Here is a 12,477-nt window from a genome sequence, read left to right as displayed (position 1 = left end):
ATCTAAGATGGGGAAAGTATATATCGTTGGGGCAGGTCCTGGAGACCCCGATTTACTGACGATCAAAGCTTTAAAAGCCATCCAGACAGCCGATGTCATTTTGTATGACAGGCTTGTGAATAAACAGATTTTACAGCACGCCAAGGAGGGAGCGGATCTCATCTACTGCGGAAAGCTTCCGGACTACCACATGATGAAGCAGGAAACGATCAATCATTTTCTCGTCAAGTATGCGAAAAAAGGGAAAATCGTTGTCAGGCTGAAAGGCGGCGATCCTTTCGTATTCGGCAGAGGCGGCGAGGAAGCGCAAACCCTCGCTGAACACGGAGTTGCTTATGAAATCGTGCCGGGAATCACCTCGGGGATTGCCGCCGCTGCTTATGCGGGCATTCCAGTGACACACCGGGAAGCGAGTTCAAACGTCGCTTTCGTGACAGGACATTATCAAAAAGATGAACATTTTGAAGAGAAGTGGAAAGCGCTAGCCACAGGGATCGATACGCTTGTCATTTATATGGGGATTAAAAACGTGAAGCAAATTGAAAGGCTTCTGATCGAAAACGGCAGAGATCCGTCTACCCCTGCCGCTTTCATTCATTGGGGAACGACGGACAAACAAAAAACGGTGCTTTGCACGGTTGAAACGCTTGCAGGTACAGTCGAAAGCGAAAAAATTGAAAACCCGAGCCTGATTGTCATCGGGGATGTCGTTCAATTCAGCTCACAGTTAAGCTGGTTTGAACCCGAGCTGAAAGATCCGGCATTAAGCGAGGCGCTTTAATATGAAACAAGCGATTTTATATATCGGCCACGGGAGCCGTCTGAAAAGAGCTCAAACAGAGGCAGCCGCTTTTTTGGAGAGCTGCAAAGAAACCATGTCCGCCCCCATTCAGGAAATTTCTTTTTTGGAACTGGCGGCACCGGATATCGAAACCGGTTTTAAAGCGTGTGTGGAAAAGGGCGCGACGCATATCGCGGCTGTGCCGCTTCTCCTCTTGACAGCCGCGCATGCCAAAAGGGACATCCCTGAGGAGCTTGCCCGCGTTTCTTCGCAGTATCCTTCCGTCAGCGTCGCTTACGGAAAGCCGATCGGCGTCGATCAGGAAGTCGTCAAAGCGGTTTTTACAAGGATCGAAGAAACGGGGACGCCATATGAACATGCAAGAGTCGTGGTGATCGGAAGGGGGAGCTCTGATCCGGATGTCAAACGGGATGTCAATGACATTTGCGAGCGGCTGAGAGACCTCGCGCCCGTTGACGAGGTCATTCCCTGCTTTATGACAGCCTGTGAACCGCACTATCAGGATGTGTTTAAACAGCTTAAAGAACGGGACGGAAAAACGACATTTATCGTACCGTATTTGCTGTTTACCGGTATGCTGATGAACGAGATTGAAAGGGAAACCGCCAAGCTGAAAGAAACCAATCCGGACGTCGTGCTGACGGATTACCTCGGCTTCCACCCTCATGTGAAAAATGCCTTTTTGCACCGCGTTGAGGAAGCGGTTATCAACAAAGCCGGCCGCTTTGATTTTACAGGAGCATCAGATGCTGCCGCTTCACATTAACATCAAAGGCAAATCCGCAGTCATTGCAGGCGGAGGGGAGATCGCGGCGCGGCGTCTGAAAACGGTGCTGGCAGAAGGTGCGTCTGCAACCGTCATCAGCCCCGAAGTATCAGAAGAGATGCTCGGATTGATCGAAGAGCACGGCATCGAATGGAAGAAGAAAAAAGCGGAACCCGGCGATTTCAAGGATGCATTTCTGATCATTCTCGCGACCGATGATCACGAGGTGAACAAGCGGATCGCCGCATCAGCTGCTCCTGATCAGCTTGTCAATGTTGCGAGTGAAGCGGAGCTTGGAAATGTATATGTTCCGAAAATAATCAACAGAGGAAACATCACCATATCCGTCTCGACAAACGGAGCCAGCCCGCGTCACACGATCAAACTGGCCGGACAGATTGATGATTTGATCGATGATGAGCTTGTCCAAGAGATCGACGAGCTTCTCCGTAAAAGAAGAGGCCTGAACCAGTGAGGTTCAGGCCTTTTAGCATTATTTTTTCAGCTTGATGATCAAATCTTCGTCAGGTGTTACAAAAACGGTTTGCTGGCTGTCGTAGGTGACAAAACCGGGCTTTGCTCCATTCGGCTTTTTGACATGGCGTATTTTTGTATAGTCGACAGGAACCGAAGCCGAGTTTTTCGCTTTGCTGTAATAGGCAGCGATCTGCGCTGCTTCAAGGATGGTTTGCTCGTCCGGATCGCTCGATTGGATGACGACGTGCGACCCCGGAATATCTTTCGTGTGAAGCCAGATGTGGTCGCGGGCGGCAAGTTTCATCGTCAAATATTCGTTCTGCTTGTTGTTTTTGCCGACGAGAATCGTTTCTCCTGCGCTGGATTCGTATGTTTCGAGCGTCGGCGCCTGTTTCTTCTGTTTTTTCTGGCCTCCTTGCTGTTTGGCCCGCAAATACTTTCCTTCGGCGAGCTCTTCGCGGATTTCGGTTATATCTTTCGGAGAGGCAGACGAAAGCTGCTGAATCAGCTGGTCGAAATAAGCGATTTCCTCTTCTGCTAATCTGATCTGCTCCTTCACGACTTCCACCGAATTTTTCGCTTTTTGATATTTTGTAAAATAGCTTTGCGCGTTTTCGGAAGGCGTTTTATTCGGATTGAGCGGAATCGTGATTTCTCCGCCGTTTTCATCATAGTAGTTGATGACTCTCGCCGCTTTGTCTCCTTTTTTCAGCTGGTACAGGTTCGCTGTCAACAGCTCTCCATACAGCTGAAAATCCTTCGCGTGTTCGGACTGCTCAAGCGTTTTTTTCAGCTTTTTGATTTTGTTTTCGTTCTTTTTCTTTTCGTTTGCCGCGAAACGCTCTAAATCATGAGCCTGCTGTTTGACGCGGTCCCGCTCCGCTTTTCCGAAATAGTAGCGGTCAAGAAGTTCGCTCAGCGTATGAAAGGGTCTGTTATCGCCTTTTATATGGGTCAGCTCAAGAAGGTAAAAATATTCTTTTCCATCTTCTGTCGTGAAAAGCTGGGGCTGAAAACGCCGGTTTTTGATTTCGCTGAACATCTCTGTCAAGACGTTTGGCAGTGTCGCCCTGTTGGCAAGGCCCGCGCGAAAGACGGCTTCTTTCGCAAACAGAGGCGAGACGCCGGAAAAGGTATCGACGATCTGCCTGTCCAGTTTGCCTTCCTGGAAATTCAAATGGCGGAGAATATCTTCAGTTTCCGCTTCCAGCGGTGACAATTTGTTCTGGGCGGGAGGGAGAATGTAATCGTATCCCGGAAGCACGGTGCGGTAGCTGTTCACCGAAGGTGACAGGTGCTTCAAACTGTCGATGATGACATCTTTTTCTCCGTCGGTTAACACGATGTTGCTGTGCCTTCCCATGATTTCAACCATCAGCTTTCTTGTCAGCGTGTCGCCGATTTCGTTCCGGCTCCTGATATGAAAGACCATCATTCTGTCCATGCCGACTTGCTCGACTCGGTCGATAAAGCCGCCTTCCAGATGCTTCCGGAGGAGCATGCAGAACATCGGAGGGGTGCTCGGGTTGTCATAGGTTTCGTTTGTCAGGTGAACCCGCGCATAACTCGGGTGAGCGGAGAGCAGCAATTTGCGGTTCTGCCCGTTCGCTCTGATATGAAACACCAGCTCGTGCTTAAACGGCTGGTGGATTTTTGCGATTCGTCCGCCTCGAATCGTTTCATTTAATTCTTCGATCATTCCGTATGTAAAAATGCCGTCAAAAGACATATGAAAAACTCCCTTTTCTCGTTAATCCTCTTCGTAAAGCGTCTATTCAATAATTATAGCATGATTTGGGACGAGTCTGAATAAATTGACTTATAGAGATGGATATACCAAGAGCAACCTTTAGGGCAGGAGGAGTGGACGATTCAATGAAATGGCACGAGATGGGACAAACCGAATTGTTAAACATAACAAAAACGTCCATCGGCAAAGGTTTAACAGAAAAAGAGGCCGAAAAGCGGCTGGAAAGACACGGAACAAACGAACTTCAGGAAGGGGAAAAAACATCGGCGATCGCACTGTTTTTTTCTCAATTCAAGGACTTCATGGTTCTTGTTTTGCTTGCGGCCACGTTGATCTCTGGTTTCCTCGGGGAGTATATTGACGCCATCGCGATCATTGCGATCATCTTTGTAAACGGCATTCTCGGCTTCTTTCAGGAGAGACGGGCGGAAAGATCGCTCGAGGCTTTGAAGGAACTGTCGGCTCCTCAAGTGGCTGTGCTCCGGGAGGGGGAATGGGTAAAGATCCCTTCCAAAGAGCTCGTTCCGGGAGATGTTGTCCGTTTTGCAAGCGGAGACAGAATCGGCGCCGATCTCAGGCTTGTCGAGACAAAGAGCCTTGAAATAGAAGAATCGGCTCTTACGGGTGAATCGCTTCCCGTGTCTAAACAGGCAGAAGCTTTTCAGGCGTCCGACGTATCGCTGGGCGATCTGAAGAATATGGCTTTCATGGGAACGTTGGTCACAAGGGGGAGCGGCACCGGCGTCGTTATCGGCACGGGAATGAACTCTGCGATGGGAAAAATCGCCGATATGCTCGAATCTGCCGGGAATACGGCGACCCCGCTGCAAAGAAGGCTTGAAGAGCTCGGCAAAATTTTGATTGTCGCCGCTTTGTTCCTGACGCTGCTTGTCGTTGCTGCCGGAGTCATCCAGGGGCATGACCTATACAGCATGTTTTTAGCGGGCGTTTCCCTTGCCGTCGCTGCCATACCTGAAGGGCTGCCGGCCATTGTCACGGTCGCTCTGTCTCTCGGCGTACAGCGGATGATCAGGCAAAAGTCGATCGTCAGAAAGCTCCCCGCGGTTGAGACGCTCGGCTGCGCGTCCATAATTTGCTCCGATAAAACCGGGACGATGACGCAGAACAAAATGACGGTCACCCATGTCTGGTCAGGCGGGAAAACGTGGAACGTGTCAGGGATCGGCTACGAACCCGAAGGCTCCTTCACCATGAACGGGCGCGACGTGCAAGCCAGGCATCATAAACCGCTCCAACAGGTCCTTCTGTTCGGCGCATTATGCAATTCATCTTCGATTATCGAAAAAGACGGGGAGTTTCGTCTTGACGGCGATCCCACCGAAGGCGCTTTGCTGACGGCAGCACGAAAAGCGGGTTTTACGGACAGATATGTTGACGAACATTTTAAAATCATCGAGGAGTTTCCGTTTGATTCGACGCGGAAAATGATGTCTGTCATTGCGGAAGATAAGAGCGGCAAGCGCTTTGTCATCACAAAGGGCGCGCCTGATGTATTGATGAAGCGTTCGTCGCATACGCTGACAGACGAAAAGCGCGAAATCTTCACAAAGGCAAGGCTCGCCGAAACAAGCGCGGCGCTGGAAACACTTGCGTCCCAAGCGCTGAGGACGATTGCTGTCGCGTATAAACCAATCAAAGAAACAGAAAATCTCTCGCTCGAAAAAGCGGAGTCAGGCTTAACTTTCATCGGACTGTTAGGGATGATCGATCCGCCGCGGCCCGAAGTGAAAACAGCGATTAAAGAGTGCCGGGAAGCGGGGATCAAAACAGTGATGATCACCGGCGATCATGTAATAACGGCAACAGCCATCGCAAAAGATCTCGGGTTATTGCCGCCGCGCGGAAAGGTCATGGACGGCCAGATGCTGAACGAGCTCTCGCAGGAAGAATTGGCGGAAATTGTTGACGATGTTTACGTGTTTGCAAGGGTGTCGCCTGAACATAAGCTGAAGATCGTGACCGCCTACCAGGAAAACGGCCACATCGTCGCCATGACTGGAGACGGAGTCAACGATGCCCCTGCGATTAAACAGGCGGATATCGGCATTTCGATGGGAATTACGGGAACGGATGTCGCCAAGGAGGCATCATCGCTTATTCTTGTCGATGATAATTTTGCGACGATTAAATCGGCCATCAAGGAAGGACGCAATATCTATGAAAATATTAGAAAGTTCATCAGATATTTGCTCGCATCCAATGTCGGCGAAATTTTGGTCATGCTGTTTGCGATGCTGCTCGCTCTGCCGCTGCCGCTTGTTCCGATACAGATTCTATGGGTCAACCTTGTGACGGACGGCCTGCCTGCCATGGCGCTCGGCATGGATCAGCCTGAAGACGATGTGATGCAGAGGAAGCCGCGAAGTCCGAAAGAAGGCGTGTTTGCAAGGGGGCTCGGCTGGAAGGTCGTATCGCGCGGCTTTTTAATCGGAATTGCCACACTCGGGGCGTTTATGTTCATTTACAATCGCAACCCGGAAGCGCTTGAGTATGCTCAGACGGTCGCTTTTGCAACGCTCGTCCTTGCACAGCTGATCCATGTGTTCGACTGCCGGAGCGAGCGGTCTATCTTTGACCGCAATCCGTTTGAAAACATTTATTTGCTCGGCGCAGTATTGTCTTCGATTCTTTTAATGCTTGTCGTTATTTATTATCCGCCTCTGCAGCCGATTTTCCATACGGTTCCGATTTTAATGGCAGACTGGCTCCTGATTGTCGGAATGTCGGCGATTCCAACTTTTTTATTGGCCGGGTCACTTTTGACAAGAAAAAAATAGGCTTGTATGATATAATCTTAAAGGTAATAGAGGTTTCTATTGCCTTTTCATCTTGCGTAAATTTAAATCAAAGAAGTCTTTTTCACTTATACGGAATTGGGTGTGTTTTATGATACGGAGTATGACCGGTTTCGGCAGCGCGAGCAAAACGAAGGATGGGCTGACAGCAGCTGTTGAGCTGAAATCTGTCAACTATCGGTTTAAAGAAGTAAACGCACGCATGCCAAGACCTTTGCTCTATTTAGAAGACAAAATAAAGCAAACGATTTTTAAACATATACAAAGGGGGCGGCTGGAGCTGTTCGTGTCCGTTGACGACGAGGCTCTGGTCACCCGGAAAATCCAGGTTGACTGGCCGCTGCTTGAAGAGTACCAGAAAGCCGCGCGCGAAATGAAAGAGCGCTGCCGGCTTTCAGGAGAGATCACGCTTCAAGACGCCTTTCAGTTTGACCATGTCATCCAAGTTGAAGAAGAGCCGATCCAAAACGACAAGCTTGAAGAAGTCCTTCTTGAAGCGGTCGAGGCTGCCGTTCTTGAATTATGCAGCATGCGCGAAGCAGAAGGGCTGAGGCTGAAGGATGACTGCCTTCAGCATATTGAAAGGCTTGAAAAGCTGACAGACGACATTGCAGAGCTTGCTCCCAAGGTCGTCGGCCACTATCGGGAACGCCTTGAGGCGCGCCTTGAAGAATGGTCAACAGACGGTCTCGATGAAAGCCGTCTGCTGACGGAAGTCGCACTGTTTGCAGACCGATCGGATATCACGGAAGAAGTGACGAGGCTGAAAAGCCATTTCCGCCAGTTCCGCGATATTTGCGAAGCGGGCGGGGCCGCGGGGAGAAAGCTCGACTTCCTCGTCCAGGAGCTGAACCGTGAAGCGAACACGATCGGTTCAAAAGCGAATGATCACCAGATCACAAAACATGTGGTCGAAATGAAAAGCTCTATTGAAAAAATAAAAGAACAAGTGCAAAATATAGAATAGCGATTGTGCGTATTGTTTACGGATGTTCTCTGCAGGTTAAACTAGAGACGTCCAAGTACAGGGGGAACGTATAGGATGACGATTAAACTGATTAATATCGGCTTTGGTAATATCATATCCGCGAATCGGCTGATCTCGATTGTGAGTCCGGAGTCCGCGCCTATTAAGCGGATGATCCAGGATGCCAGAGACCGCGGCATGCTTATAGATGCTACATATGGAAGAAGAACCCGTGCGGTTGTCATTATGGACAGTGACCATATCATCTTATCTGCCGTCCAGCCTGAGACAGTAGCACAAAGGCTTTCCGTTAAAGAAGAAATTATGGATGAAGGGCAGGGATAAGAGCTTTATGAAAGAAAGAGGTTTATTAATCGTTCTCTCCGGCCCTTCCGGCGTCGGAAAAGGAACAGTCAGGCAGGCGCTGTTTGCTCAGGAGGACACAAAATTTGAATATTCGATTTCGGTGACGACAAGAAAACCGCGGCAAGGCGAAAGAGACGGTGTCGACTACTTTTTTAAGACGCGCGAAGAGTTCGAAGAGATGATCGAGAACAACAAGCTGCTCGAATGGGCCGAATATGTCGGCAACTATTACGGAACACCCGTTGACTACGTCGAACAGACCCTTGAAAGCGGCAGGGACGTTTTTCTCGAAATTGAAGTCCAAGGTGCGCTGCAAGTCAGAAAGGCATTTCCTGAAGGCCTGTTTATCTTTTTGGCGCCTCCGAGTCTCGCCGAATTGAAAAACCGGATTGTCACAAGAGGGACAGAAACAGAAGCCCTGATCGAAAACCGGATGAAAGCGGCGAAGGAAGAAATCGAACTGATGGACGCCTACGATTATGTTGTCGAAAATGACAGCATTGAGCTTGCGTGCGAAAGAATCAAAGCAATCGTTCTCGCCGAACATTTACGGCGCGACCGCGTTGCTCCAAGATATAAGAAAATGCTGGAGGTTGAATAATTATGCTAGATCCGTCAATTGACTCTTTAATGAATAAACTGGATTCAAAATACACGCTCGTTACCGTATCGGCCCGACGCGCGCGCGAAATGCAGATCAACAAAGACGCGCAGATCGAAAATCCGAAGTCGCATAAATTTGTAGGCAAAGCGCTGGAAGAAATTGATGCCGGACTGCTTACATTCGAAAAGGAAAATCGCTAATAGCCTTAAAAATAGCAACCTATACACTAGGTTGTTATTTTTTTCAGGGCCGGCGAACAGAACATAAGGGGGAGAAAAAACGATGCTGAAAAATCGCAACATCCTGCTGGGAGTAAGCGGAGGAATCGCAGTATACAAAGCGGCCGCCTTGACGAGCAAGCTCGTACAGGCAGGAGCCAATGTGAAAGTCATCATGACAAAATCCGCCTGTGAATTTGTGTCTCCGCTCACCTTTCAAGCGCTTTCGCGCAATGAAGTATATACCAACACGTTTGAAGAACCGAATCCCCGTGTCATCGCCCATATCGATGCCGCGGATTGGGCTGATCTTGTGATCGTTGCTCCGGCAACGGCCAATGTGATCGGAAAACTCGCTTCAGGCATTGCCGATGACATGCTGACGACGACGCTTTTAGCGACGACTGCGCCGGTTTGGATCGCTCCGGCCATGAACGTCCATATGTACGACCACCCGGCCGTTCAGCGGAACATTAGCGTTCTTTACAAAGACGGCTGCCGGTTTATCGAGCCGAGTGAAGGCTACCTTGCGTGCGGCTATATCGGCAAAGGCAGACTTGAAGAGCCCGAACGGATCGTCCAGTTGGCCGAGTCGTATTTTTCAAACGAAAACAGCGGTTTGCTTGAAGGAAAGCGTGTCTTAATTACAGCGGGCCCGACAAGAGAACAAATCGATCCCGTCCGCTTTTTCTCCAACCGTTCGACAGGGAAAATGGGCTATGCTTTCGCTGAGGAAGCGGCGAAAATGGGAGCGCGCGTAACGCTGATTGCCGGCCCGACATCGCTTGATGATCCCGCAGGAGTTGACGTTATTCATGTTCAGTCTGCAGAAGATATGTATCAAGCGGCTTTATCTGTTTTCGATGAGAGCGACATCGTCATCAAAACGGCAGCTGTCGCTGATTACAGGCCAAAGCATATTTACGATCAAAAAATGAAGAAAAAGGACGGCGGTCTCGTCATTGAGCTTGAGCGGACGAAGGATATTTTAAAAGCGCTGGGAGAACGGAAAACAAAGCAAGTCTTGGTCGGCTTTGCAGCTGAAACGCAGCACGTCGAAGACTATGCCAAACAAAAGCTGGAGAAAAAAAATCTCGATCTGATTGTCGCCAACAATATCACGGCCGAAGGGGCCGGTTTTGGAACGGAAACCAACATCGTGACGGTGTTTCACCGAGACGGCAAAAAGACGGCGCACCCTCTGATGTCAAAACGGGAGGTTGCCGCCGAAGTCTTGAAGGAAGCCGCTGAGCTTGCCGGCCGGAGCGGAACGTCCTCATGAATTTCGCTGAAGTGATCGTCGATGTTACAACCAAAAATATCGACAGACCGTTTGACTACCGCATTCCCGACAAATTCAAAGGGATGATTAAAAAAGGGATGCGCGTGATTGTTCCGTTCGGCGCCCGCAAAATCCAGGGATTTGTCACCGGCGTGAAAGAATCGTCTGAGCTCGCCGGCCGTTCGGTTAAGGATATCGAGGATATCCTTGATCTGACGCCCGTTTTGACGGAGGAGCTGCTTGAGCTGTCAGATTGGCTGACAGAAAAAACACTTTCTTTTAAAATTACGGCTCTTCAGGCGATGCTCCCCGCGGCTATGAAAGCAAAATACGGCAAAGAAATCAAGGTGATCGGTGATAAGCCGCTTCCCGAACCGCTTAAAACCCTGTTCTTGCAAAAAGAAACACTTTCTTATTCCGATATAGATGACCATGGGACATTAAAGCTGATTCAGCGCCAGGTTCAAGAGGGCAACCTTGAAGTGGCCTATAAAGTAAAGCAGAAAACAAACAAAAAAACGCGGAGAATGATCGCTCCCCTTTGTGCGAAAGAACATTTAAAAGAAGCGCTTGACAGCCTCTCCCCGCAAGCTGTCAAACAAAAAGCGGTCCTTCAGTTTTTCATCGACCGCAAAGAATCCGGTGCTGTTCCGGCAAAAGAGCTGATCGGCAAAACGGGAGGCTCTTCCGCGTCCGTAAAAGCGCTGATCGACAAGGGGCTGTTAAAGGAAAGCGAAGAGGAGGTTTACAGGGATCCTTATCAGGACAGAATGTTCAAAAAAACCGAACCGCTTCCGCTGACTGAAGAGCAGGCGCAGGCCTATGAGGCGATAGCAGAGGCGATCGAAGACAAGCGGCACGATGTGTTTCTTCTTCACGGAGTGACTGGAAGCGGAAAAACGGAAGTCTATCTGCAATCGATCGAAAAGGTGCTGGAAGCCGGCAAAGAAGCGATCGTTCTCGTTCCGGAAATTTCGCTGACGCCGCAGATGGTCAACCGCTTTAAAGGCCGCTTTGGCTCACAGGTAGCCGTCCTGCACAGCGGGCTTTCAACAGGAGAAAAATATGATGAATGGCGGAAAATCCACCGCAAAGAAGTCCGGCTTGTCGTCGGGGCGCGCTCGGCGATTTTCGCGCCGTTTGAAAATCTCGGCATGATTATTATCGATGAAGAGCACGAAACATCGTACAAGCAGGAAGAGATGCCGAGATACCATGCGAAAGAAGCGGCGATTCAAAGGGCCGAATACCACCGCTGTCCTGTCGTCCTCGGCAGTGCGACGCCGACGCTCGAATCGTTCGCAAGGGCGAAAAAAGGCGTGTACAAGCTTCTTTCTCTCAAGCACCGCGTCAATCACCAAGTCATGCCTGACGTGTCTCTCGTCGATATGAGGGAGGAACTGCGCAGCGGAAACCGCTCGATGTTTTCCAAAGACTTAATGGCCGGACTTGAGGAAACCCTTGAAAAAGGAGAGCAGGCCGTTCTGTTTTTAAACAAAAGGGGATATTCCTCATTTGTCATGTGCAGGGACTGCGGATATGTCATCCAGTGCCCTCATTGCGAAATCTCGTTGACGTACCACAGGTATGGACAGCGTCTGAAGTGCCATTACTGCGGCTATGAAACCGGCATGCCGTCAAGCTGCCCCGAATGCGGAAGCGAGCATATCCGCTACTTTGGCACAGGCACACAGCGGGTCGAAGAAGAATTGACGAAGGTACTGCCGGCTGCAAGGGTGATCCGCATGGACGTCGATACAACCTCGAGAAAAGGAGCGCATGAAAAGCTGCTCACATCCTTTGGCAAAGGTGAAGCCGATATTCTGCTCGGAACACAGATGATCGCCAAAGGGCTCGATTTTGAAAACGTCACGCTCGTCGGTGTTTTGAGCGCGGATACGATGCTGCACATCCCCGATTTCAGAGCCGCTGAAAAAACGTTCCAGCTGATGACACAGGTGAGCGGAAGAGCGGGGCGCCACGAAAAGCCGGGCAAGGTGATCATTCAGACGTACACCCCGTCCCATTACAGCATTCAGCTCACGAAAACGCACGATTATGAAACGTTCTTCCGGCAGGAGATGCTGCACAGAAGGGAACAGGCCTATCCTCCCTATTATTATTTGGCGCTCGTCAGCGTATCGCACGAAGAAGTGACGAAGGCGGCGCTCGTGACTGAAAAAATCGCCAACTATTTAAAAAAGAACATTTCAAGCGAGGCGAAGATTCTCGGCCCAGTCGCATCGCCGATCGCCAGGATCAAAGATAGATATCGCTATCAATGCGTGATAAAATACAAACAGGAAAACCAGCTTACATCGTTGCTTAAAAACATTATGGATCATTACAAACGAGATATTGAACAAAAGCAATTGATGATTTCGATCGACATGAATCCATATATGATGATGTAAAAATAACAGTGTGAT

The 12,477-nt window shown here is 49.7% G+C and carries 11 protein-coding genes; 10 read left to right on the top strand and 1 reads right to left on the bottom strand.

Annotation, left to right across the window (positions count from 1 at the left end):
• The first annotated feature begins 7 nt into the window (after positions 1 to 7).
• Genes cobA through M1E03_RS12965 form a run of 3 tightly spaced genes read left to right on the top strand, consistent with a single transcriptional unit; the run spans position 8 to position 2,043 of the window.
• Positions 8 to 781, top strand: coding sequence for a uroporphyrinogen-III C-methyltransferase (gene cobA / locus M1E03_RS12975; RefSeq protein WP_020451338.1), 774 nt, complete (start codon positions 8 to 10; stop codon positions 779 to 781).
• A gap of 1 nt (position 782) precedes the next feature.
• Positions 783 to 1,568, top strand: a complete 786-nt coding sequence (locus M1E03_RS12970; RefSeq protein WP_020451339.1) for a sirohydrochlorin chelatase — start codon at positions 783 to 785, stop codon at positions 1,566 to 1,568.
• Positions 1,549 to 2,043: a precorrin-2 dehydrogenase/sirohydrochlorin ferrochelatase family protein gene (locus tag M1E03_RS12965; RefSeq protein ID WP_020451340.1), complete on the top strand. Its 495-nt coding sequence runs from the start codon at positions 1,549 to 1,551 to the stop codon at positions 2,041 to 2,043. The genes M1E03_RS12970 and M1E03_RS12965 overlap by 20 nt, the downstream gene beginning before the upstream one ends.
• Positions 2,044 to 2,061: 18 nt before the next feature.
• Here M1E03_RS12965 and M1E03_RS12960 read toward each other — a convergent pair whose 3' ends face one another.
• Positions 2,062 to 3,774, bottom strand: a complete 1,713-nt coding sequence (locus M1E03_RS12960) for an Rqc2 family fibronectin-binding protein (protein WP_224067002.1) — start codon at positions 3,772 to 3,774, stop codon at positions 2,062 to 2,064.
• 146 nt (positions 3,775 to 3,920) lie between these two features.
• Between M1E03_RS12960 and M1E03_RS12955 the strand changes: the two genes are divergently transcribed.
• The 7 genes from M1E03_RS12955 (at position 3,921) to priA (ending at position 12,462) form a co-directional block, all read left to right on the top strand.
• The gene (locus M1E03_RS12955; protein ID WP_035338801.1) at positions 3,921 to 6,593 is read left to right on the top strand and encodes a calcium-translocating P-type ATPase, SERCA-type; all 2,673 of its coding nucleotides are present in this window, start codon (positions 3,921 to 3,923) and stop codon (positions 6,591 to 6,593) included.
• 109 nt (positions 6,594 to 6,702) lie between these two features.
• Positions 6,703 to 7,578, top strand: coding sequence for a YicC/YloC family endoribonuclease (locus tag M1E03_RS12950; protein WP_023857229.1), 876 nt, complete (start codon positions 6,703 to 6,705; stop codon positions 7,576 to 7,578).
• A 75-nt stretch (positions 7,579 to 7,653) separates the two neighbouring features.
• Entirely contained in the window at positions 7,654 to 7,923 is a 270-nt protein-coding gene (gene remA / locus M1E03_RS12945; protein WP_003181657.1) for an extracellular matrix/biofilm regulator RemA, read from the top strand.
• A gap of 7 nt (positions 7,924 to 7,930) precedes the next feature.
• Entirely contained in the window at positions 7,931 to 8,545 is a 615-nt protein-coding gene (gene gmk, locus M1E03_RS12940; protein WP_003181659.1) for a guanylate kinase, read from the top strand.
• A gap of 2 nt (positions 8,546 to 8,547) precedes the next feature.
• Positions 8,548 to 8,748 carry a DNA-directed RNA polymerase subunit omega gene (gene rpoZ / locus M1E03_RS12935; RefSeq protein WP_020451344.1) on the top strand — a complete coding sequence of 67 codons (201 nt, stop codon included), beginning with the start codon at positions 8,548 to 8,550 and terminating at the stop codon, positions 8,746 to 8,748.
• Between the two features lie 82 nt (positions 8,749 to 8,830).
• Positions 8,831 to 10,048 (top strand): bifunctional phosphopantothenoylcysteine decarboxylase/phosphopantothenate--cysteine ligase CoaBC, encoded by a 1,218-nt coding sequence (gene coaBC, locus M1E03_RS12930; RefSeq protein ID WP_023857227.1) that lies wholly within the window; start codon positions 8,831 to 8,833, stop codon positions 10,046 to 10,048.
• The gene (gene priA, locus M1E03_RS12925; protein ID WP_020451346.1) at positions 10,045 to 12,462 is read left to right on the top strand and encodes a primosomal protein N'; all 2,418 of its coding nucleotides are present in this window, start codon (positions 10,045 to 10,047) and stop codon (positions 12,460 to 12,462) included. The genes coaBC and priA overlap by 4 nt, the downstream gene beginning before the upstream one ends.
• Positions 12,463 to 12,477: the final 15 nt, after the last annotated feature.

It is taken from the genome of Bacillus sp. PK6-013 (assembly GCF_054161445.1).
This window is presented reverse-complemented; position numbering and strand designations above follow the sequence as displayed.